The 20,734-nt window shown below is 66.3% G+C and carries 18 protein-coding genes; 2 read left to right on the top strand and 16 right to left on the bottom strand.

From position 1 onward, the window contains the following. Positions 1-46: 46 nt before the first annotated feature. Genes hutH through BZL41_RS15830 form a run of 9 tightly spaced genes read right to left on the bottom strand, consistent with a single transcriptional unit; the run spans position 47 to position 7,512 of the window. Entirely contained in the window at positions 47-1,582 is a 1,536-nt protein-coding gene (gene hutH, locus BZL41_RS15790) for a histidine ammonia-lyase (protein WP_095600185.1), read from the bottom strand. After that, the gene (locus BZL41_RS15795; RefSeq protein ID WP_095600186.1) at positions 1,572-2,507 is read right to left on the bottom strand and encodes a glycosyl transferase; all 936 of its coding nucleotides are present in this window, start codon (positions 2,505-2,507) and stop codon (positions 1,572-1,574) included. Before BZL41_RS15795 ends, hutH begins: the two co-directional genes overlap by 11 nt. Beyond that, complete coding sequence (locus BZL41_RS15800; protein WP_095600187.1) at positions 2,504-3,289, bottom strand: glycosyltransferase family 2 protein; 786 nt, start codon at positions 3,287-3,289, stop codon at positions 2,504-2,506. The genes BZL41_RS15795 and BZL41_RS15800 overlap by 4 nt, the downstream gene beginning before the upstream one ends. Beyond that, positions 3,282-4,961 (bottom strand): acyl-CoA synthetase family protein, encoded by a 1,680-nt coding sequence (locus tag BZL41_RS15805; RefSeq protein ID WP_095600188.1) that lies wholly within the window; start codon positions 4,959-4,961, stop codon positions 3,282-3,284. Before BZL41_RS15805 ends, BZL41_RS15800 begins: the two co-directional genes overlap by 8 nt. Next, the gene (locus BZL41_RS15810; RefSeq protein ID WP_095600189.1) at positions 4,958-5,503 is read right to left on the bottom strand and encodes a hypothetical protein; all 546 of its coding nucleotides are present in this window, start codon (positions 5,501-5,503) and stop codon (positions 4,958-4,960) included. The genes BZL41_RS15805 and BZL41_RS15810 overlap by 4 nt, the downstream gene beginning before the upstream one ends. After that, positions 5,500-5,751 (bottom strand): acyl carrier protein, encoded by a 252-nt coding sequence (locus BZL41_RS15815; protein ID WP_095600190.1) that lies wholly within the window; start codon positions 5,749-5,751, stop codon positions 5,500-5,502. The genes BZL41_RS15810 and BZL41_RS15815 overlap by 4 nt, the downstream gene beginning before the upstream one ends. A gap of 9 nt (positions 5,752-5,760) precedes the next feature. Further along, a complete protein-coding gene (locus BZL41_RS15820; RefSeq protein WP_095600191.1) occupies positions 5,761-6,021 on the bottom strand; it encodes a phosphopantetheine-binding protein in 261 nt (86 codons plus the stop codon). Further along, the gene (locus BZL41_RS15825; protein WP_095600192.1) at positions 6,002-6,811 is read right to left on the bottom strand and encodes a 1-acyl-sn-glycerol-3-phosphate acyltransferase; all 810 of its coding nucleotides are present in this window, start codon (positions 6,809-6,811) and stop codon (positions 6,002-6,004) included. Before BZL41_RS15825 ends, BZL41_RS15820 begins: the two co-directional genes overlap by 20 nt. Then, positions 6,787-7,512, bottom strand: coding sequence for a beta-ketoacyl synthase chain length factor (locus tag BZL41_RS15830; RefSeq protein WP_095600205.1), 726 nt, complete (start codon positions 7,510-7,512; stop codon positions 6,787-6,789). The genes BZL41_RS15825 and BZL41_RS15830 overlap by 25 nt, the downstream gene beginning before the upstream one ends. A 318-nt stretch (positions 7,513-7,830) precedes the next feature. Between BZL41_RS15830 and BZL41_RS15835 the strand changes: the two genes are divergently transcribed. Beyond that, on the top strand, positions 7,831-8,601 hold the full coding sequence (locus tag BZL41_RS15835) for a ParA family protein (protein ID WP_095600193.1): 771 nt from the start codon (positions 7,831-7,833) through the stop codon (positions 8,599-8,601). Positions 8,602-8,891: 290 nt separating this feature from the next. Here the strand turns inward: BZL41_RS15835 and BZL41_RS15840 are convergent, their stop codons facing one another. From BZL41_RS15840 to BZL41_RS15855, 4 genes are all read right to left on the bottom strand, one after another. Continuing rightward, entirely contained in the window at positions 8,892-9,689 is a 798-nt protein-coding gene (locus BZL41_RS15840; RefSeq protein WP_095600194.1) for a universal stress protein, read from the bottom strand. An 89-nt stretch (positions 9,690-9,778) separates the two neighbouring features. Next, positions 9,779-10,219 (bottom strand): PaaI family thioesterase, encoded by a 441-nt coding sequence (locus BZL41_RS15845; RefSeq protein WP_095600195.1) that lies wholly within the window; start codon positions 10,217-10,219, stop codon positions 9,779-9,781. Positions 10,220-10,311: 92 nt separating this feature from the next. Then, complete coding sequence (gene trxC / locus BZL41_RS15850) at positions 10,312-10,746, bottom strand: thioredoxin TrxC (RefSeq protein ID WP_095600196.1); 435 nt, start codon at positions 10,744-10,746, stop codon at positions 10,312-10,314. 82 nt (positions 10,747-10,828) lie between these two features. Further along, a complete protein-coding gene (locus BZL41_RS15855; RefSeq protein ID WP_095600197.1) occupies positions 10,829-12,619 on the bottom strand; it encodes an SLC13 family permease in 1,791 nt (596 codons plus the stop codon). 216 nt (positions 12,620-12,835) lie between these two features. Here BZL41_RS15855 and BZL41_RS15860 point away from each other — a divergent pair, with 216 nt between their 5' ends. Beyond that, entirely contained in the window at positions 12,836-13,534 is a 699-nt protein-coding gene (locus tag BZL41_RS15860; protein ID WP_095600198.1) for an aspartate/glutamate racemase family protein, read from the top strand. Between the two features lie 25 nt (positions 13,535-13,559). Here the strand turns inward: BZL41_RS15860 and selO are convergent, their stop codons facing one another. The 3 genes from selO to BZL41_RS15875 form a co-directional block, all read right to left on the bottom strand. After that, the gene (selO, locus tag BZL41_RS15865) at positions 13,560-15,020 is read right to left on the bottom strand and encodes a protein adenylyltransferase SelO (RefSeq protein ID WP_095600206.1); all 1,461 of its coding nucleotides are present in this window, start codon (positions 15,018-15,020) and stop codon (positions 13,560-13,562) included. A gap of 141 nt (positions 15,021-15,161) precedes the next feature. Further along, positions 15,162-18,509, bottom strand: a complete 3,348-nt coding sequence (gene mscK / locus BZL41_RS15870) for a mechanosensitive channel MscK (protein WP_095600199.1) — start codon at positions 18,507-18,509, stop codon at positions 15,162-15,164. 36 nt (positions 18,510-18,545) lie between these two features. Further along, positions 18,546-20,291 (bottom strand): potassium/proton antiporter, encoded by a 1,746-nt coding sequence (locus BZL41_RS15875; protein WP_095600200.1) that lies wholly within the window; start codon positions 20,289-20,291, stop codon positions 18,546-18,548. Between the last annotated feature and the right edge of the window lie 443 nt (positions 20,292-20,734).

The following is a 20,734-nucleotide window of genomic DNA, read 5'->3' on the forward strand; positions in this document are numbered from 1 at the left end:
GGTTTCCTCCGGTAAGGACGAAGCGAAGCAGAGGTGGACGAAGGCGTTACGCATAGAGGCTCCAGTGACGGCTGCGGATGCGTTCCAGGCAGAGGCGCAGTTCGCCTTCCAGGGCGCGGTCTTCGATCAGCGGCGGGAAATCCTCGGCCAACCGGGCGTGCATCGCCGCCAGGGCCGGCGGCAGCGGGCGGGCCTCGGCGCTGCGTTCGCGCAGCCAGACGCCCTGCTGGGCGGCGAGCAGGGTGGCGGCGGCGACCTGCTCGGTCAGCTCCAGGCTGCGCAAGGCATCGCGGGCGGCGATGGTGCCCATGCTCACCTTGTCCTGGTTGTGGCATTCGGTGGAGCGCGAGAACACGCTGGCCGGCATCGTGTTCTTCAACGCCTCGGCGGTCCAGGCACTGGCACCGATCTGCACGGCCTTGAAGCCATGATTGATCATCGCCGTGTCTGCCGACGCGCCGGACAGGTTGCTCGGCAGGCCGTGGTTGTAGCGCACGTCCACCAGCAGGGCGAGCTGGCGGTCGAGCAGGTCGGCGACGTTGCCCACCAGATTCTTCAGGCTGTCCATGGCGAAGGCGATATGCCCGCCATAGAAGTGCCCGCCATGCAACACGCGCTCGGCCTCGGCGTCGATGATCGGGTTGTCGTTGGCGCTGTTCAGTTCGGTCTCGATGAACTGGCGCAGCAGGCCCAGGCTGTCGGCCAGCACGCCCAGCACGTGCGGGGCGCAGCGCAGCGAGTAGCGGTCCTGCAAACGGTGCAGCGGCGCGGTGGGCGCGTCGATGGCCAGGTCCTGGCGCAGCCAGGCGGCCACTTGGGTCTGGCCCGGATGCGGCTTGGCGGCGAACAGGCGCTCGTCGAAGTGCTCCGGGTTGCCTTGCAGGGCGATGACGTTGAGCGCGGTGATGCGCGTGGCCAGTTGCAGCAGGTAGTCGGCGCGGGCGTAGGCCAGGCAGGCCAGGCCGGTCATCACCGCAGTGCCGTTCATCAGCGCCAGGGCTTCCTTCGGCCGCAGGGTCAGGGGCGTCCAACCGAGGGTGCGGTGCACCTCGGCGGCGCTACGCACTTCGCCGCGCCAGCGCACGTCGCGCTCGCCGGCCAGGGTGGCGGCGACGTAGGACAGCGGCGTGAGGTCGCCGCTGGCGCCGACCGAGCCTTCCTCGGGGATCAGCGGCAGGACGTCTTCGGCGAGAAAGCCCTGCAGCCGCTCCAGCAGCTCCAGGCGCACGCCGGACACGCCGTGGGACAGCGAGCGCAGGCGGGCGGCGAGCACGGCACGGGTGGCTTCGGCGTCGAGCAATTTGCCCAGGCCGCAACCGTGGAAGGTGTAGAGGTGGCGCGGCAAGTCTTCCACATGCTTCAGCGGCACGGCGACCACGCAGGAATCGCCGTAGCCGGTGGTCACGCCGTAGATCACGCCTTCCTTGTCCAGCAGGGTGTCGAGGAATTGCGCGCCCTTGGCGATGCGCTGGCGGAACGCGGCGTCCGCCTGCAACGCGGCCGGTGCGCGGCGTTGTGCCACGGCGAGGATGTCCTCGATGGACAGATGGCCTTCGCCGAAAACCACGGGATCAGTCGTCATGCTGTTTCCAGAACGGGTAGAAGTTGAACCATTGCAACGGGGCTTCCAGGCAGCGCTGGCCGAGGCGGTCGGCGTAGCGCTGGGCCCAGTCGCGGATGACCTGTTCGCGTTCGCGGCGCGTCCACTGGATGCGCTCGGCGAAGGATTCCAAGTGGACCCGGTAGCGGCCCTGTTGCTTGAGGCAGAACATCAGGTTGAGCGGGCATTGCAGGAGCCCGGCCAGCAGCCAGGGGCCTTGCGGCAGATCGGCGGGATGGCCGAGGAAGTCCACCGTGACGCGCCGGCCGCCATGCAACGGTACGCGGTCGCCGGCGATCGCCAGCCATTCGCCGCGATCCAGGCGCTCGGAGAGTTGCAGCATGACGCCTGCGTCCAGATCGCTCACCTGGATCAGCCGCAGGTGGCTGGCGCCGGCCTCGCCCAGCAGGCGGTTGAAGCGCTCGGCGTGGCGGGTGTGCACCAGCACGTTCATCTGCACTTTTTCGCCGAGTTCGGCCAGCGCCCGGCAGACTTCCAGATTGCCCAGGTGGGCGCCGACCAGCAGTTGGCCGCGGGCGCCGCGCAACTGACTGCGCAGGCCGCTCAGGTCGACCAGTTCGATCTGCTCCGGGCGCAGCTTGCCGTTCCACACGTCGAGCTTGTCCAGCAGGGCGTCGGCGAAGGCCATGAACTGGCCGAAGGTCGATTTCAGTGTCGGCCGCAACTCGTGGCGGCCGCTCCAGTCGGCGAGGTTGGTCTGGTACTGGCGGATACTGCGACGCGCCTGGCCGCCGAACAGGAAGAAGTAGAAGACGATCAGGTACAGCAACGGTGCCAGCGCGCGACGGCCGAGGCGGCGCACCGCCCAGGCGGTGAACTTCATCAGCAAGAAGCTGCCGCGCTCCTCGTGCTCGGCCCAATGCCGTCCGGACATGGATTCGCTCATGTGCGCCACCGGCGGTAGAGGATCAGCGGGGCGCGCAGCAACATGCCGAAGAACAGCTTGGCGTGCATCTTCGAGATCAGCGCGTTGTCCTGCCAGAGACGGAAGTGCGACAGGCCGTCCAGCGGATAGTGCACGCGGGTCGGCAGCCAGCGCATCGGCTGGTTGCGCCAGGCCAGGCGGACGAGAATCTCGGGGTCGAAATCCATGCGCGTGCCGAGGCGGACGGCGTCGATCAGCTCGACCACCGGCGCCAGCGGGTAGACGCGGAAACCGCACATACCATCGCGGATGCCCAGCGACAGGCTGTTGATCCAGACCCAGACATGGGTCAGGTAGCGGGCGTAGAGGCGGCTCTTCGGCACGCTGTCGTCGTAGCGCGGGTAGCCGCAGATCAGCGCGGCAGGCGTTTCCCGCGCGGCTTCGAGGAAGTCCTCGACGTCCTCGAGGTCGTGCTGGCCGTCGGCATCCACCTGCAACGCGTGGCTGAAGCCCAGCCGCTGCGCCTCGCGCAGCCCGGCCATCACCGCGCCGCCCTTGCCTTGGTTGACGTCCAGACGCACCCGCCTTACCCACTCGTCTTCGGCCAGTTGGTCGATGACCGCGGCGCAAGCCGGGGAGGAGGCGTCGTCCACCAGGATGCAGGGCAGGTGGGCTTGGCGCAGTGCCTCGACCACCACCGGCAGGGCGTGCTCGTGGTTGTAGACCGGGATCACCGCGCAGGGGTGGAAGCCGGTCTGCTCTCCCCAGTGGGGCGAGGGGACGAAGGGCCGGTGTTCAGTCATCGCCGGCCGCCAGCAGTATCCGTCCCGACGAGCAGGGCGCCTCGCCGTTGCGGTAGGCGAAGTGCAGCTTGCCGCGCTCGGCGTCGAAACGCAGGGTCAGTTGCAGGCGGTCGCCCGGCCGGGCCAGTTGCTGGAACTTCAGCACTTCCATGCCGGCGAAGCGCGGCGGCAACGCAAGGCGCTCGGCGGCCAGGTGCAGCGCCCAATCGATCTGCACCACGCCGGGCAGCACCGGGGTACGCGGGAAATGTCCGGTGAAATGGGCGAGGTCCAGCGGCACTTCCAGTTCCAGAAGCCACTGGTCGTCTTCCTGGTGCGCGCTGATCAATTCCGGCCGCTTGGTCCGGGGGGCGCGCAGCAGGGCATCCAGCTCCGCCTGCGGCAGCTTGCCTTGGGCGTTGCTCGGCAACCGGCGCAGCAGACGCCAACGGCGCGGCAACGCGAGGGCCTCGCAATGGCCGGCGAGGTGGCGGCGCAGTCCTTCGGTGACGGCACGCCGGCCCTGGTTGCGCAGGGCATGCAGGCCGGCGTCGCTGAGCGCTACCAGGGCACCGAGGAAGGCACGGTTTTCCTGGATCACGCCGAGGCGGGCTTCGCTCACCCAAGGGTGGTTGGCCAGAGCCTGTTCCAGCATGGGCAGGGAGATGCGTTTTTCTTCCAGCTTGACGATGCGGTCGAGCCGGCCGAGCAGCTCGAAGCGGCCATCGTCGGCGAAGCGCACGGCATCGGCGGTCTGTTCGACATGCCCGGCCGGCAGGTAGGGCGAGGCGACGCGCAGGGCACCGTCCGCGTCCTGGCCCAGTTCGACACCAGGGAAGGGCCGCCAGTGCGTGCCGCCCTGGCGCCAGGCGATACCGCCGGTTTCCGAGCTGCCGTAGATTTCCGTAGGCCATTGGCCGAGGCGCTCGAAAAGCTGCTGCGCCGCGTCGGCGGGTAGGGCGCCGCCGGAGGAAAACACCCGGCGCACCCGGCCGAGCGCCGGCCAGTCGAGGTTGTCGCCCATGCGCTTGAGCAGCGCCGGGCTGCAGGCCCAGGCGAAGTCGGCGTGTTCCAGGCTGGCACGTTGCAAGTCCTCGCCGAACGGCAGGGCACGGCGGAGGAACGGACGACCGGCGCAAAGCGGCCAGAGCACCCGGAACAGCAGGCCGTAGATATGTTGCGCGGCAACGCTGCCGAGCACGGTCGCACCGCCCAGCTCGGCGCCCCAGCATTGCTCCAGCACTGCCACTTCGTTGGCCAGTTGACGCAGGGATTTGCCGATCAGCTTGGGCTCGCCGCTGGAGCCCGAGGTGCTCAGGGTCAGGCGGCAGCGGTCGAGATCGAGCATGGCGGCGGGCAGTGCGTCGCCGTAAAGGTCGTCCAGGCGGCTGTCGCCGGGCTGATCGGTCAGCCAGAGGTCGACGCGCCCGGCCAGGCGTTGGCGGTTCTGTGCTTGCAGGTCGGCCGGCAGCACCACCTCGACGTCCGCCCGCCAGGCACCGAGCAGGGCGATGGCCAGTTCGGCGGCATCTTCCAGGTGCAGCGCCAGCCGCTTCACGCCACGCGCCTGCAAGCCACCGGCGAGGCGCCCGGCCTGGCTGGCCAGAGTGGCGAGGTCGAGGGTCGGAGCGACGGTCACGAGGCGTCCGACGGGGGCGTCCAGCAGCAGGCGATCCATGCCGATCCAGCTCATGCGTGCCTCCTGACCCGCTGGCGCAGCAGCCATTCGCCGGCGAACAACAGGCCCATCAGGGCATAGGCGATCAGGCCGTTATAAAGGGTCCACCAGCTCAGCGGCGCCCACAGGGTGAGGGCGGCGGCGAGCAGGCCGTTGCAGAGAAAGAACAGCGCCCAGACCTTGGTCACCTGGCGCGTGTAGCGCACCGCGACCTCCGGCAGCTCCGGCTCGCGCAGGCGCGCCAGGCGCTCCACCAGCGGCGGGCCATATTTCAAGCTGAGACCGAACAGACTGAGCATCAACAGGCTGATCAGCACCGGGTACCAGCGCAGCAGCGCCGGGGTGTTGGCCAGGGCCAGTACCAGGCAGAAGGCCAGGGCGGCGCCGGTCATCCAGCGGCCTCCGGGGCGTTTCCAACTGCTCAGCGCGCGCGCCAGCCAGAGCCCGCCGAGCAGCAGCGCGAAGACGCGCGGCGACAGGTGCTCGATGCCAAAGTAGACGGCGAACGGGTAGGCTAGGCCAGCCAGGACCAGCACCAGGCCGATCAGCCGGCTCATGCGTTATTGACCATCCGGTACACGGCCTCGACCACGTCGCCCACGGTGCGCACGGTCTTGAAGTCCTCGGCGGCGATCTTCTTGCCGGTCTGGCGCTTGAGGTGATCGATCAGGTCCACAGCGTCGATGCTGTCGATTTCCAGGTCCTGGTACAGGTTGGCGTCCAGGGTGACGCGCTCCGGTTCCAGCTCGAACAGTTCGACCAGGGCGTCGCGCAGGGTGGCGAAGATGTCTTCACGGTTTTGCATGATCTCTCCTCACGCAGCCTTCTGGGCGCTGACGAACGCCGCCAGGCTGGCGACGTTGGCGAAGTGCTTGCGGGTGTCCTTGGCGTCGGCGTCGATCTTGATGCCGAAGCGCTTCTGGATCGCCAGGCCGAGTTCGAGGGCGTCCACCGAGTCGAGGCCGAGGCCTTCGCCGAACAGCGTCAGCTCGCGGCCGATGTCTTCCGGGCCTATGTCTTCCAGACCCAGGGCCTCGATGATGAGGTGGGTGATCTCAAGTTCCAGTTCGCTCATCTAGGGCGAGCTCCTTCATGAAGTGCTGGTGCAGGTAATCGTTGAGTTTGCGCGAGGCGATAGGGGCGCTGCCTTGGGCGGCGAACGCCTGAGGGTCGATATCCTCGCCGACGCGCAGACGGAAATGGAACCGCCGCGACGGAATGCGGTACCAGGGCTCGGCCTTGGTCAGGGTGGTCGGCTCGACGCTGATCACCACCGGCGTCACCAGGCGTGCGCCGCGCAGGGCGATGGCGGCAGCGCCGCGGTGGAACTCGGGGGGCTTGCCCGGCGTGGTGCGGGTGCCTTCGGGGAAGACGATCAGGGTCTGGCCCTCGCGCAGGGCGTCGGCGGCCTCGTCGAGCATATCCATGCTGCCGCTGTTGCTGATGTATTGCGCGGCGCGGATCGGCCCACGCATGAAGGGGTTGTCCCACAGGCTCTGCTTGACCACGCAGTTGGCGTCGCGGATGAAGGCGATCAGCACCACCACGTCGATCAACGAGGGGTGGTTGGCGATGATCATCTGTCCCGGCCGGCCGAGGCGTTCCACGCCCTCGACCTCGTAGGTGAGCACGCCGCTGCGGTACATGAACTGGACGAACAGCCAGAACAGCCGGCTCACCGTAGCCCGGGCGCGGCGGCGGTGGGTCAGGGCGTCGCCGGGCAAGAGGGCGAGCAGCGGGAACACCAGAACGCGGAGGCACAGGCCGCCGATACCGAACAGGGCGAAGCTCAGGCCGGTGGCGATCAGGCGCCAGAGGTACGGGGCATTGGCCCGTGGCTTCAGGGACTGCGTTGCCAGTTCCATACGCGCGTCTTCCACTGATGCTGGCACTGCGCGCCGTCGCGCAGCAGGGTAAGGATGAAGTCGAGGGCATGCGGCCAGGGTGCCGGGCTCTCGGTGGCGACGCCGGAGCTGCAACTGAGCTGCCAGTCGCGGCCCGCCGTCAGGCGCAGGCCGACGGCGTAGGGAAAGGGTACGTCGTCGACCCAGTTGGCGTAGGCGGCTGGCGGCTGCTCCTCGGCGATCACCAGCAGCACGGCCGGCGCGCCCTCGGCGAGTAGCGCGACGGCCTCCAGGACGGCATGCTCGAGGCCATCGCCCTCGGCGGCGATAGCGGTCATCTCGCTAGTGTCGCCGCGCAGGATCGACCACAGACCGATGATGGCGTTGTGTACGGAGAGGCTGAACTGGGTCGGCGAGAGCGGCTCGCCGCGGGCCAGGTCGCCGAGGATGGCGAAAGTGCGCGGGGTTTCGCCGTGGCGCGAGGCGAACACCAGGGGCAGCGGCGGCTGCCCCTCGGCCAGTGGCCAGGCGACGTGGAACGCCATGCGCGCCAGCCGGCTCAGGCGGCGGCGCTGCATCGCCGGGAGAAAGCCGACGTCTGGCTGCTCGTCCCCGGCGGGCGGCTGCCAGGGCGAACGGCTCCAGCGCGCCCAGTCGTCGGCGCTGTCCAGGCCAGGCGCCCAGGCCCGCCATTGATCGATATTGAAGTGAATCACGGTTATTAACAGAGCTCTAGTTGGCCCCTTTCGGGCATCCTGATCGACGTCGGCTTCCCTGATCGACAACAGCCTTGTCGGTGGTGCCCTGGCAAAATGCTGGCATTATCCAGGCCACTTCGACCGCACGCAAACATTGGTTACATTGTCCTGACCGGAGGCGTCCATGGACTGCCGACCGGCGGCGGGGTTCCGTGGGCGTGCATTTTATACACCCGCTCATCCGATGAAGTGCGGCGGCAGGTCACGCGGTGACCGTTTGCCTCGCTCTGGTCGCCCGCTTTGCATAGAATCCAGGCTTCGACTCGCTCAGGGAGGTGTGCCATGCGTCGCGTGGTGTTCAATCAGAAAGGTGGAGTGGGCAAGTCCAGCATCGCCTGCAATCTGGCGGCGGTGAGTGCAGCGGAAGGCTACCGCACGCTGTTGATCGATCTCGATGCCCAGGCCAATTCGACGCATTACCTCACCGGCCTGACGGGCGACGAGATTCCCATGGGAATCGCCGACTTCTTCAAGCAGACCCTGTCCTCGGGGCCGTTCGCCAAGAAGGGCAAGGTCGACATCTATGAAACGCCGTTCGACAACCTGCACGTGGTGACCGCCACCGCCGAACTGGCCGACCTCCAGCCCAAGCTGGAGGCGAAGCACAAGATCAACAAGCTGCGCAAACTGCTCGACGAACTCGCCGAAGACTACGACCGCATCTACCTGGACACGCCGCCTGCGCTGAACTTCTACACCGTGTCGGCGCTGATCGCTGCCGACCGCTGCCTGATTCCCTTCGACTGCGACAGCTTCTCCCGTCAGGCGCTGTACGGCCTGCTGGCGGAGATCGAGGAGCTGAAGGAAGACCACAACGAAGAACTGGAAGTGGAAGGTATCGTGGTCAACCAGTTCCAGCCACGCGCCAGCCTGCCGCAGCAACTGCTGGACGAACTGGTCGCCGAGGAAATGCCGGTGCTGCCGGTGTACCTGATGAGTTCGGTGAAGATGCGCGAATCGCACCAGGCCTGCACGCCGCTGGTGTTCCTCGACCCCCGCCACAAGCTGACCCAGCAGTTCGTCGAGCTGCATGGGTTGTTGGAGAACGGCTGAGTTATCTGTGGGAGCGAACTCATTCGCGATGGGCTTGCGAGCAAGTCAAAGTGCATCCCTACCGCTCGTCCTCCCCTGCCGGCCCCTTACACGACGATTCCACTCGGCCTCCTGACGGGCATCCGAGTTAGCCGAACCTTTTTCTGCAACTTCTGGCGATGGCAAAGCGCCAAGATCACTTCGCTGCGCCAGGCAGCACGGATCTCTCCTCGCCACTTCAGGGGAGAGGGGGCCGTCTATACCTAAGTTGCAACAGCTACCGCAGGACCACTTCGGCCCACAACAACTAATCAATGCACCACCAACACATCGCACGGTGCTTTGTTCAGAAAGTGCTGGACCAGATCGCCGAGCAAGGCGTTGGCCAGGGTGCCGCGGCCATGGGTGCCGAGCACCAGCAGCTCCGCCTGACGGTTGCGGATGGCGTCCTGCAGGGTGCGTGGCAGCGTGCCGGGTTCCACTTCATGGGTTAGGGCCGGGCCGGGCGGGAGGTCCTGGGTCTCGTCACGCAGCAACTGGGCGATCAGGGCGCGCTGGGTATCCAGCTCGGCCTGGAGTTGCTTGGCCGATCCTTTGCCGCTATCGAAGACGTGCACGGCATGCAGTTCCGCCTCGGTGGACAGCAGGTGGTAGGCGTGGTTGAAGGCATGGCAGGCACACAGGGAGAAATCCAGGGCGGCGAGGGCGCGACGGTACGGCGTATCGTCTTCGCGGGCGACCACCAGCAACGGAATCGGGCAGCGCTGAGCGATGCGGTCGAGGGTGGTGCCGGGGAAGAATTCGTGACGCTGGTGATGTGAGCCGAGGATCAGCAGGTCGACACCCAGCTCCTGGATCTCATATAGGATCACGTCGGCCGGGCGGCCGTTGCGCAGGCGCAGTTCGCTGCCGGGCGGGGCGAAGCGGGTCAGGCTGGTATCGAGTGCCTGGTGGATCTGGTCCTGGGTGGCTTGGGAGGGATTGTTTTCGGAGGAGACGTGAAGCAGGGTGAGTCGGGCGCCGTGTTGTTTTGCCAGTTGCGCCGCCCGTCGCAGGGCGAGGTCGGCGGTGTCGCGCAGGTCATGGGCGACGAGAATGTGGTTGATCATGGCATGGCCTCCAAGCGATCCGTCTTGTCCGACAATTCAGAGTGATCCTTTGGAATAGACCTTATTTTGATTCAGGGCAAGGTCCAGCGTCAGCGCGTTCGCAATTGGTACAACCCCCGACTCTCGGCCACTATTTCGCCGGTATCGTCTATCAATGCCAGCTCCAGGAGGAACTCGCTCTTGCCCTGTTCGGCAGCTTCGTTTTGCAGGCGCTCGATGTCCGCGCTGGATAGCCGTGCCTCGACCCGGATGTCGGTGGTGGCCGGGCGGCGGAAGCGCAAGTTCAGTTCCTTGACCAGGGGGTAGAAGCGCTGGCTGTCGAAGCTGGTGAGGAACAGCGCGCCGCCGGGTATTTCGGCGAGGGTGAACAGTGCGCCGGCGTACATGCTGCCGATGTGGTTGCGATTGTTCTCCAGCGGCATGCGCAGGCACACGTGGCCGGGTTCGAGCCGTTCGGCGACGAGGCCGCTGCGCTTGACGAAGGCAATGCTTTCTTCGGTGAGCTGGCGGGCGATGGGTTCGGGCAGCATGGCGGCGTCTCGGCAGGGGCGGATGTCCCAGCCTAATCACCGCCTGGAACCAGGCAATGACCGTAGGGATCACCTGGGACTGACCGAACCGCTCAGATGCCTTGGCTGTTCAGCCAGGCGAGCAGTTGCGGCAGGGGCAATGCTCCGCTCTGGCGGGCGATCTCGCGGCCGTTCCTGAACAGGATCAGGCTGGGAATCGAGCGGATACCCAGTTGCGTCGACAACTGGCCGTTGGCCTCGCTGTCCAGCTTCGCCAGCCGGCAACGTCCGCGCAGTTGGCTGGCGGCCTGTTCGAACACCGGGGCGAAGGCCCGGCAGGGCCCGCACCAGCTCGCCCAGACATCCAGTAGCAACGGCAGGTCGCCTTTGATTTGCGCGGTGAAGTCGCCTTGGTCGAGGGCGAATGGTTTGTCCAGCAGGACGCCGTTCTTGCAGCGGCCACAGTTCGGCTGTTCACGCAGGCGTGCCGTCGGGACGCGGTTCAGGGTTCCGCAGTGCGGGCAGGGGATCACGAGCGAGTCGGGCATTTTCGACACCTCCGGTTTGACCATGAGGTGGGGACGCGGGCCGGCAAAAGCAAGGGCGCCGGTCGCCCGCGCCCAGGTGCGGTCAGACCGTGTGCAACGGCCAGAACAGCGGTATGACCAGGGTTGCCACGATCCACAGCAGCAGGTTGAGCGGAATGCCCACCTTGAGGAAATCGCTGAAACGATAGCCGCCAGCGTTGTAGACGAAGGTGTTGGTCTGGTAGCCGATGGGCGTGGCGAAGCTGGCGCTGGCGGCGAACATCACCGCCACCACGAAGGCACGCGGATCGACGCCGAGTTGCTGGGCCAGACCGATGGCTATGGGCGTGACCAGCACCGCGACCGCGTTGTTCGAGAGCATCTCGGTGAGCATCGAGGTCAGCAGGTAGATGAAGGACAGCATGAACAACGGTCCGGCCCAGGGCACCAGAGCCATCACATGTTCGACGATCAGCGCGACCAGGCCGACCTTGTCCATGGCGATGCTGATCGCCAGCATGCCGAAGATCAGGCTGAGAATCTTCCAATCCACCGCCTTGTAGGCGTCTTCCACGTCCAGGCAGCGGGTGGTCAGCACCACCACGGCGCCGATGATCGCCAAGCCCTCGATGGGCATCACGCCGAAGGCGGCGAGCAGCATCACCGCCAGGGTGGCGAGGATGGCGATGGGCGCCTTGTCGCGGCGGAAAGCACGTTCCTGTACCGCGTTGAGGCTGATCAGTTCGCCGTTGTCGGCGAAGCGCTTGATCTGCTGCGGCGTGCCTTCCACCAGCATGACGTCGCCGAATTGAAGCTGGAAGTCGTCCAGGTTGCCCTGCACGTTTTCGTCCTGGCGGTGCACGGCCAGCACGGCGATGCCGTAGCGCGCGGTGAGGTCGAGGTCGCGCATCGGCCGGTGGCTGTAGCGCGAATTCCGGCCGACGATGGCTTCGGCGAGGATGACATCGTGGCTGCTGATGGTTTCGAAGGCTTCGTTACGGTTGAAGGTCAGGCGGTTGCTTTCGCGCAGCTCCACCACGTCCTGCATCTGTCCGTGCAGTACCAGACGATCGCCGGCGGCGAGCACGGTGTCGTGGCCGGGTTCGGTCAGTTCGGCCTTTTCCCGGAAGATCTTCAGCACCTGCAGGCCGCTGCCGCCGTTGAGGTTGGCTTCGGCCAGGGTACGGCCGATCACCGGCGAATCGTGGGGCACCAGCAGTTCGGTCATGAAGGTGCGGTCGAGGTCGGGGCGCAACTGCTTGGACAGGGTGGCGCGTTCCGGCAGCAGGCGCTTGCCGATGGTCAGCAGGTACGCCATGCCGGCCGCCGCCATGATCAGGCCGGCGCCGGTCATCTCGAAGATGCCGAAGGGTTCCAGCCCCGCCTTGCGCGCTACGCCATCGACCAGGATGTTGGTCGAGGTGCCGAGCAGGGTCAGGGTGCCGCCGAGGATGGTGGCGTAGGACAGCGGGATCAGCAGCTTGGATGGCTGGGTGCCGGCGCGCTTGGCCAGGGCGATGGCCACCGGGGTGAGGATGGCGACCACAGGGGTGTTGTTCAGCCCGGCGGAAATCACCAGGGCGGTGATGGTCAGGCCGGCGAGCACTCGGGTCGGACTGACGCCCACCAGGTTGCCCAGCCAGTTGCCCAAGGCATCGATGCAGCCGGTGCGCTCCAGCGCGGCGGAGAGCACGAACATGCAGGCGATGGTGACCGGTGCCGAGTTGGACAGCACGCTGAGCACTTCCTTGGGCTCGAGCAACTGAGCCACCAGCAGGGCGGCCACGGCGATGGCGGCGACGAGATCGGGACTCCACTTCTCGCGGACGAACGAATACAGCAGCCATACCAGCAGGGCAGCTACGAACAGCAGGGGCAGCGAGTCCGGGAGCATGGACGTCCTTAAGACGAATCTCGTATGAGGTATCGGTGCGCAAGCGGCACAAGGCCGCCAAGATAGTAAGGTTTTTTTAGAGAGTCTAAGACTGTTTATTAAGGTTTATATGCCTTCTGGTTATCAGAAGGGCTGTACCGCTCAGTTGTTTTCCAGCTGTAGCTATCCGATGGGAGACCAGCCTTTAGGCTGGGCGGATAGAGAAGGAGACAGGCAATGCGAACACTGGGTGTGCTGGGCGGCATGAGTTGGGAGTCCACGGCGGTCTACTACCGGGCGCTGAATGTCGGCGTCCGAGAGCGTTGCGGCGGACTGCATTCGGCACCGTTGCTGCTGCACTCGGTGGACTTCGCCGCGATCGCCGCATTGCAGGCGGCGGGCGAGTGGGACGCCGCAGGCCGGCAGCTCGCCGTCGCCGCACAGGGATTGCAGCGCGCCGGCGCGGAGGCGCTGCTGCTGGCGACCAACACCATGCACAAGGTGGCCCCGGCGATCCAGGCCGCCCTCGACATCCCACTGCTGCACATTGGCGATGCGGTGGGCGAGGCCCTGCGGCGGAGCGGCGTGAAGCAGGCGGCGCTGTTGGGCACCCGCTTCACCATGCAGGAGGATTTCTATCGGCAGCGCCTGAGCGAGCGGTTCGGCATCGATTTGCGGGTGCCGGATGCCGCGTCCATGGTCGAGATCGACCGGGTGATCTACGCCGAACTCTGCCGTGGCGAGATCAGGGCCGGTTCCCGCGACTTCTATCTGGAATGCCTGGAGCGGCTGCGTGACGAAGGTGCAGAGGCGGCGATTCTCGGTTGTACCGAAATTGGGCTCTTGCTCGACGGGGCGGACAGTCCGTTGCCCCTGGTGGACAGCACCGAGCGGCACGTGGCCATGGGGCTGGACTGGTTGCTTGGCGAGGCATGAGCCCTTTCCGGGCGCCGAGCGCGGCTCAGGACGAGCAACTGATCTCCAGGTGCTTGCCCCATTCCGGCGGGCGCTCGGCATAGCGTTCCATGCCCGGCTGCTCGTCGAACGGGCGGGACAGCACCCGATGCAGTTCGCGCACCACCCCGTAATCGCCCTGCTCGGCCGCCTCGATGGCTTGCTGTGCCAGGTAGTTGCGCAGCACGTAGCGGGGATTGACCGCGTGCATGCGGGCGCGGCGCTCGTCCTGGGAACCGCCTTCCCGCTCCAGGCGAGCGCGGTAGTCGGCGGCCCAGGCGTCGAAGCCGGCGAGGTCGACGAAATCGTCCCGTAGCCGACCCAGCGCCTGTTCCGGCGCGCTGTCGCCCAGTTCGCGGAAGAACCGGCTGTAGTCCACCGGGCTGCTCTGCATAAGTTGCAGCAGGCGCTCGATCAGGCTGGCGTCGCCGTCGTCGGCGCTCACGAAGCCGAGGCGGCGGCGCATCAAGTCCTGGTAGTGGGTCTGGTAGAGCGGCAGGAACAGGTCGAGGCTGGCACGCAGCGAATCGATCTCCACCATCGGCGTCAGCGCCTGGGCCAGGGCGGCGAGGTTCCAGTGGGCGATGGGTACTTGGTTGCTGAAGGAGTAGCGGCCGGTGTCGTCCGAATGGTTACAGATGAAGTTGGCGTCGAAATCGTCGAGGAAAGCGTAAGGGCCGTAGTCGAAGGTCACGCCGAGGATCGACATGTTGTCGGTGTTCATCACCCCGTGGCAGAAGCCGTAGGCCTGCCAGCGCGCGATCAGTTCGGCGGTGCGCTCCACCACCTCGCGGTAGAACGCCGCGTACGGTTCTTCCTGTTCCAGGCAGTGACGGAAGTGCTCGTTCAGCACGTGTTCGCCGAGTTGCTTCAACTGATCTAGCTGACGCGTGTAATAGAAGTACTCGAAGTGCCCGAAGCGCACATGGCTACGCGCCAAGCGCAGGAGCATGGCTGCGGTCTCGCGCTTTTCCCGGTACACCGGAGTGCTCGAGCCGGTCACGCAGAGCGCGCGGGTGGTGGGGATGCCCAGGGCATGCTGTGCTTCCGACGCGAGGAATTCGCGAATCGAGCTGCGCAGCACGGCGCGCCCATCGCCCATGCGCGAATAGGGTGTCGGGCCGGCGCCCTTGAGGTGGAGGTCCCAGTGCTCGCCGGCCGCGTTGACCACCTCGCCGAGCAGCAGGCCCCGGCCATCGCCCAGGCGTGGGTTGTAGACGCCGAACTGATGCCCGGAATAGACCATCGCCCGAGGCTCCGCTTCCGACCACAGCTTGTGTCCGGCGAACAGCTCGGCGAACACCGGTTGCTCCGCCACTTCCGGGTCCAAGTCGAGCAGCGCCATGGCTGCCGGGCTGGCCACCACCAGGCGCGGCTCGGCGATGGGCTCGGGCAGCACCTCGGTGGAAAACGCGTCGCCCAGGCGGGCGAAACGGTTGTCGAATGTCAGGTCGGTCAGGCTTTTCACGGCGGGCTCCAAGGCAATCTCCGGGCATTCTGGTCGGAATTGCCCGGAAGCGATAGGGCGGAGGTGTGGCCGTTGTCGCGGCAAGCCAGCCGGACCGCGAAGGTCCGGCCTATGGTTTGGAACTGGCCGCTGGAGCGAGGTTCAGTGCGGGGCGTCGTCCACGTCGGTTTCCGGCGGCTCGGGCTGGTCCTTGGCGGCCTCCGTCTTCTTGCCGGCCGGCACCAGGTGCAATTCCTGGCCGTCGAGGTTCTTCACGAACACATCGAGCTGGCGGAAGGCGATGTTGATGCCGTGCTTCTTGAACTCCGCGTCGATGAAGCGGTTGATCTCGTCGGTGGCCGGGTTGCGGTCGCCCAGCTCGCGTACGTGGATGCGCAGTTCGTGGTCCAGCGTGCTTTCGCCGAAGTTGAGGAAGTACACCAGCGGTGCCGGCTCCTTGAGAACGCGCGGGTTCTCGTTGGCGGCCTGGTAGAGCAGTTTGCGCACCAGTTCCAGGTCGGAGCCGTAGCCGACACCGATGCGGATGGTCACGCGGGTGACGGTGTCGTGCAGCGACCAGTTCACCAGTTGGCCGGTGATGAAGGTCTTGTTCGGGACGATGATCTCCTTGCGGTCGAAATCGGTGATGGTGGTGGCACGGATACGAATCCGGCTGACTGTGCCGGACAGGTTGCCGATGGTCACCACGTCGCCGATCCGCACCGGCCGCTCGAACAGGATGATCAGGCCGGAAATGAAGTTGGCGAAGATTTCCTGCAGGCCGAAGCCTAGGCCCACCGAGAGCGCCGCCACCAGCCATTGCAGCTTGTCCCAGCTCACCCCCAGGGTGGACAGGGTGGCGACGATGCCGATGCCGGCCAGGGCGTAGGAGAGCAGGGTGGTGGTGGCGTAGGCGCTGCCCTGGGCCAGGCGCAGGCGCGACAGCACCAGCACTTCCAGCAGACCCGGCAGGTTGCGCGCCAGGGCGATGGTGATACCGATGATCAACAGGGCGCCGAGCAGGTCGCGCAGGCTGATCGGCGTGCTGCTGGCGGCGTCGCCGCTGCCGCTGGTGAATTCGTAGAGAACGATGTTATCGAGGTAGGAGAATACCGAGATCAGGTCCGACCAGACCCAGTAGAGCGCGCCGAGGAACAGGCCGAACAGGGTCAGGCGGATCAGGCGCAGCGATTGCTGGTTGACCTGCTCGATGTCCAGCGCCGGGGTTTCGATCAGCTCGCCGCCGTCCGGCGCCTCCTTGGGTTGCGCCTGGCGCTTGGCCACGGCGCGCTGGTAGGCCAGGCGCCGTGCCGCCACCGACAGGCCGCGCACCAGGGTGGCCTCGACCACGATCCACAGCATCAGTACATAGAGCGTGTCGATCAGGCGATCGGTGAGTTTCAGCGAGGTGTAGTAGTAGCCGAAGCCGACCGCGACGATCAGCGCCACCGGCAGGGCGCTGAACAGCAGGCCGATCAGCAGGCGGAAGGCCGGCGCGTTCTCGCTGGCCGGGCCGCGCAGGAGCAGGCGGGTCAGCAGCCAACTCATCAGGGCGTAGCAACTGAGCACCACGGCGATGCCGATCACGTCCTCGGCCAGCTTGCCCGGCTGGCGCTCGGCGATGGCGGCCACCGCCACCAGAGCCAGCACCACCACGCCCAGGCGGCGCATCTGGGTGTGCAGGAAGGCCACCTGCGGCCGTGCCCAGCGGAAATGCAGCTCGGCCACGCCGCCGGGCGATAGGATGCGGTAGGCGGTGTAGAACACCAGCCAGGCCTGGGCCATCTGCCACAGGGCGTCGCCCAGGGTAGCGTTCTGGCCGCGTGCATCCATCTGCAGGGCGAAGCCGCAGAGCGCGAGGAACAGCGCGCCCGGCAATGCCAGCAGGACGTTGAGCAGCAGGGCCAGCGGTGTGTGCAACTGACTGTCGCGCTTGAAGTGGCCGATGTCCTGATGCAGCTCGGCGAGCTTCTGATACAGGTAGCTGCGCTTCCACAGCAGGGCGCCGATCAACAGCAACAGCGGCAGGAACACCAGCGGTCGCTCCACCAGGCCGGCGCTCAGTTCACTGAAGACAGTGCGCCAGGGCAGGGCGTCGATCTGGCGGTCGAGCAGGCGCGGCACGTTCTTCAGCCAGGCGAGATCCAGCGGACGGTTGCTGGGAATCCAGAACATCTGCTCGTCGAGGGTGGCGCGCAATTGGCTGGCGGTGCTGAGCAGTTGCTTCTGATTCAACTGCAGGGTGATGGATTCGTTGAGCAGGGCATTCAGCTCGCGATTGAGCCGCTCGAGGAGATCGTTGCGGGTGGTCGCCAGCTCCAGCAGGGCCTTGCGCAGTTCCGGCGTGACTTCCTCCGGCGGCTGCTTGGCCAACTGGGTCTCCACGTAGCTGGCGGGGTCGCTCAACTGCTGGCGCTGCTGGTTCAGCTCGAACTGGTACAGGCGGATGTCGGCGATCTGTTCGGCGAGACTGGCGTCCGGCTGGATCTGCGGCAGCGACTGCTTCTGTTGGTAGAGAATCTTGGCCAGCAGCAGGCTGCCTTCCAGCACATTGATCTGCTCTTCCAGGGCCTGGTCGCTCTGCGACAGGTTGTCGAGCTGCTGCTTGGTCTGCAGGTTCTGCTGGGTCAGCTCGTTGAGGCGGTTGGTGGCGCGCAGCAGGTAGTCGGACAGCTTCAGGTTGGCCGCGCTTTCGCGGGCCAGCAGGCGGTCGGAGCCGGCTTTCTTGGCATCGCGGGACAGTTCGGCGACGGTCTGCTCGGATTGCGCGCGGCGCTTCTCGTTGATCAGCGACTGGAAGTCAAGGGTCTCCTGTTCCAGCCGGCCAATGCGCTCAACCAGCAGGTCGCGCTGGGCGCTGCCGAGGTCCTGCAGCAGGCTGTTCCCCGCCAGCTCCTGGCGGCGCAGCTGGGTCTTGGCGTCGAGGGCTGCAAGCTCGGCGTTGAGCTTGTCGCGTTGCTCGGGGCTCAGCGGCTTGTTGCCGTCGCGGCCGCTCTTGAGCAGGGTGTTGATCTGCTGGGCACGGGTCTGATTGTTGCTGATCTCCGCCTGGGCGCGCTCCGGGCGGGTCTGGGAGGTGATGATCAGACTGTTGGCTTCGGTGAGCGCCTTCTGGTACTCGGCCATCTGTGCGCTGCGCTCGGACAGCAGTTGCTCGAGTTGCGGCACCTGGGTACTGCCATAGCGCTGGGCGACGTCCAGGCGCGGCGTGCCCTTGAGCCGTTCGAGCTGGCGCTGCGCTTCGTTGATCAGGCGCGGGGCATCGTTCAACTGGCGCTTGAGGTCGGTGAGTTTCCGGCTGTCCTCGGCGGCCTGGTCGATCAGGGCGAGGGTCTGCTCCAGGGTCTGCTGGACGGCCTTCTGATCCGCCTCCGGCAGCTTGCGGTCGGCGAGGCCGTCCAGGCTGCGCTGCACGTTTTCCCGGCTGGGGGCCTCGGCCGCATGCAGGCCGGAAGTGGTCAGGCAAAGGCCGAGCAGGGCGGCCAGCAGGAGGGAACGCAAAGAAGGCATGGTGATGGATCGTACGCGACTGAAAATGTGCAGAGTCTAAAGGAACAGACCGGGGCCGGGACGCCCGCCTTCGGGAAATTTCACCCCGACCTTGCGGATCTTGTGACCTTCCATGAGGGCGACCGTCCAGGTCAGGCCGTTCCATTCGACCTGGTCGCCGACCACCGGTTCGCCGCCGATTTCGCGGGCGATGAAACGGCCCAGCGGCTGGCTGCCGTCCAGGTCGCCCAGCTTGAGGCCGTAGAGGGCGGCCACCGCGCGCAGTTCGGCATCGCCTTCGAGCACGAAGTCGCCGAAGAAGCGCAGGTCCAGGCCACGCTGTGGTGCCTGGCTGAACAGCTTGCCGAGGGCCGGGAGGTCGTGCTCGTGGCCGATCACGCAGAGCAGGTCGCCGGCCTTGAGTGTGGTGCTGCCGGACGGGTGCAGCAGTTGCTGGTCGCGGAACAGCGCGGCGATGCGGGTGCCGTCGGGCATCTTCAATTCGCGGAGGGCGGCGCCGATGCACCATTTCTCCGCGCCCAGGCGATAGATGAACAGTTCCCACTCGCTGGTGGGATGGACTTCCAGCCCGGCGCGGGAGATCGGCGACGGCTCCGGCGGCACCGTCACCCGCAGGCGGCTGGCCGCCCAAGGCAGGCTGGCGCCTTGCAGCAGCAGCGAAACCAGCACGATGAAGAAAGCCACGTTGAAGAACAGTTGCGCATTCGGCAACCCGGCCATCATCGGGAACACCGCCAGGATGATCGGCACCGCGCCGCGCAGGCCGACCCAGGCGATGAATACCTTCTCCCGATCATGGAAGGCGCGGAACGGCAACAGGCCGAGGAAGACCGACAGCGGGCGGGCGAAGAGAATCATCCACAGCGCCAGCCCCAGCGCCGGCAGGGCGATGGGCAGCATCTGGTGCGGCGTGACCAGCAGGCCGAGGACGAGGAACATGCCGATCTGCGAGAGCCAGGCCAGGCCGTCGAGCATATGCAGGATGCCGTGGCGCGAACGGATCGGCCGGTTGCCCAGCAGCAGGCCGCAGAGGTAGATGGCCAGGAAGCCGCTGCCGCCGACGGCGTTGGTCAGGGCGAACAGGGCGAGACCGCCGCTCACCACCAGCAGCGGGTACAGGCCGTTGGCCAGGTTGAGGCGGTTGATCAGGTTCAGCAGTAACCAGCCGAAGCCCAGGCCGAACAGGGCGCCGATACCGAATTGCTGGACCAGTTGGAAGAGGAAACCGAAGCTGAATGCGGTCTCGCCGCTGGCCAGCATGCCGATCAGGGTCACCGTGAGGAACACCGCCATCGGGTCGTTGCTACCCGATTCGATCTCCAGGGTGGCACTGACCCGCTCGTTGAGACCGCGCCCGCCCAGCAGGTTGAACACGGCGGCGGCGTCGGTGGAGCCAACGATGGCACCGATCAGCAGCCCTTCCAGCCAGTGCAGGTTGAACAGCCAGGCGGCGGCGAGGCCGGTCAATCCGGCGGTGATCAGCACGCCTACGGTGGCCAGCGACAAAGCCGGCCAGAGCGCCACCCGGAAACTCGCCACCCGCGTGCGCAGGCCGCCGTCGAGCAGGATCACCGCCAGCGCCAGGTTGCCCACCAGGTAGGCCATGGGGTAATTGTCGAAAACGATGCCGCCGGCACCGTCGACGCCGGCGACCATGCCGACGGCGAGGAAAATTACCAGGATCGGAATGCCCAGCCGGGTGCTGACCGAGCTGACCAGAATGCTTGCGCCCACCAGCAACGCGCCGATCAGAAACAGGCTGTTGATGGCATTCGCGTCCAAGGGCTGCTCCAGGCTACTGCGCGGCCGCCGGATGCGGCCGGATGCCCGGATTCTGACGGGCGCGCGGCTGGGCTGTCAAAGCGGGGGCCACGGGCTCCTGCTTTGTGTAGGAGCCAGCTCTGCTGGCGAGACTAGGCAGGGGCTCGTAAGAGCGAAGTGTTGTTAGGAGGATTCCGAGCCCCACTGAAAGCCTTCTGGCATGCCAAGGTCCCAGGATCACTTCACTGCGCCGAGCGGCACGAATCTCCCCTCTCCCGTTTACGGGAGAGGGGGGTGGGAAGAGGGGTTTAATCCAATTCGCAGCAGAATGCAGAACCTATCCATTCGCCCGATTCAGCACCGTCGGGCGAATGAATTGGCTATGTCTGCGTTAGCTGTTGCAAGGGATAGAAGCCGAGCGATTCCTTCATGCAAATCAATGGGTTGAGCTCGTTTCCATAGCG

This window comes from Pseudomonas sp. PIC25, from assembly GCF_002286785.1.
GTDB lineage: Bacteria > Pseudomonadota > Gammaproteobacteria > Pseudomonadales > Pseudomonadaceae > Pseudomonas_M.

Excerpts from the sequence above, each read along its gene's own strand:
- hutH (WP_095600185.1), bottom strand. The coding sequence starts at position 1,582 with ATGACGACTGATCCCGTGGTTTTCGGCGAAGGCCATCTGTCCATCGAG.
- BZL41_RS15795 (WP_095600186.1), bottom strand. The coding sequence starts at position 2,507 with ATGAGCGAATCCATGTCCGGACGGCATTGGGCCGAGCACGAGGAGCGC.
- BZL41_RS15800 (WP_095600187.1), bottom strand. The coding sequence starts at position 3,289 with ATGACTGAACACCGGCCCTTCGTCCCCTCGCCCCACTGGGGAGAGCAG.
- BZL41_RS15805 (WP_095600188.1), bottom strand. The coding sequence starts at position 4,961 with ATGAGCTGGATCGGCATGGATCGCCTGCTGCTGGACGCCCCCGTCGGA.
- BZL41_RS15810 (WP_095600189.1), bottom strand. The coding sequence starts at position 5,503 with ATGAGCCGGCTGATCGGCCTGGTGCTGGTCCTGGCTGGCCTAGCCTAC.
- BZL41_RS15815 (WP_095600190.1), bottom strand. The coding sequence starts at position 5,751 with ATGCAAAACCGTGAAGACATCTTCGCCACCCTGCGCGACGCCCTGGTC.
- BZL41_RS15820 (WP_095600191.1), bottom strand. The coding sequence starts at position 6,021 with ATGAGCGAACTGGAACTTGAGATCACCCACCTCATCATCGAGGCCCTG.
- BZL41_RS15825 (WP_095600192.1), bottom strand. The coding sequence starts at position 6,811 with ATGGAACTGGCAACGCAGTCCCTGAAGCCACGGGCCAATGCCCCGTAC.
- BZL41_RS15835 (WP_095600193.1), top strand. The coding sequence starts at position 7,831 with ATGCGTCGCGTGGTGTTCAATCAGAAAGGTGGAGTGGGCAAGTCCAGC.
- BZL41_RS15840 (WP_095600194.1), bottom strand. The coding sequence starts at position 9,689 with ATGATCAACCACATTCTCGTCGCCCATGACCTGCGCGACACCGCCGAC.
- BZL41_RS15845 (WP_095600195.1), bottom strand. The coding sequence starts at position 10,219 with ATGCTGCCCGAACCCATCGCCCGCCAGCTCACCGAAGAAAGCATTGCC.
- trxC (WP_095600196.1), bottom strand. The coding sequence starts at position 10,746 with ATGCCCGACTCGCTCGTGATCCCCTGCCCGCACTGCGGAACCCTGAAC.
- BZL41_RS15855 (WP_095600197.1), bottom strand. The coding sequence starts at position 12,619 with ATGCTCCCGGACTCGCTGCCCCTGCTGTTCGTAGCTGCCCTGCTGGTA.
- BZL41_RS15860 (WP_095600198.1), top strand. The coding sequence starts at position 12,836 with ATGCGAACACTGGGTGTGCTGGGCGGCATGAGTTGGGAGTCCACGGCG.
- mscK (WP_095600199.1), bottom strand. The coding sequence starts at position 18,509 with ATGCCTTCTTTGCGTTCCCTCCTGCTGGCCGCCCTGCTCGGCCTTTGC.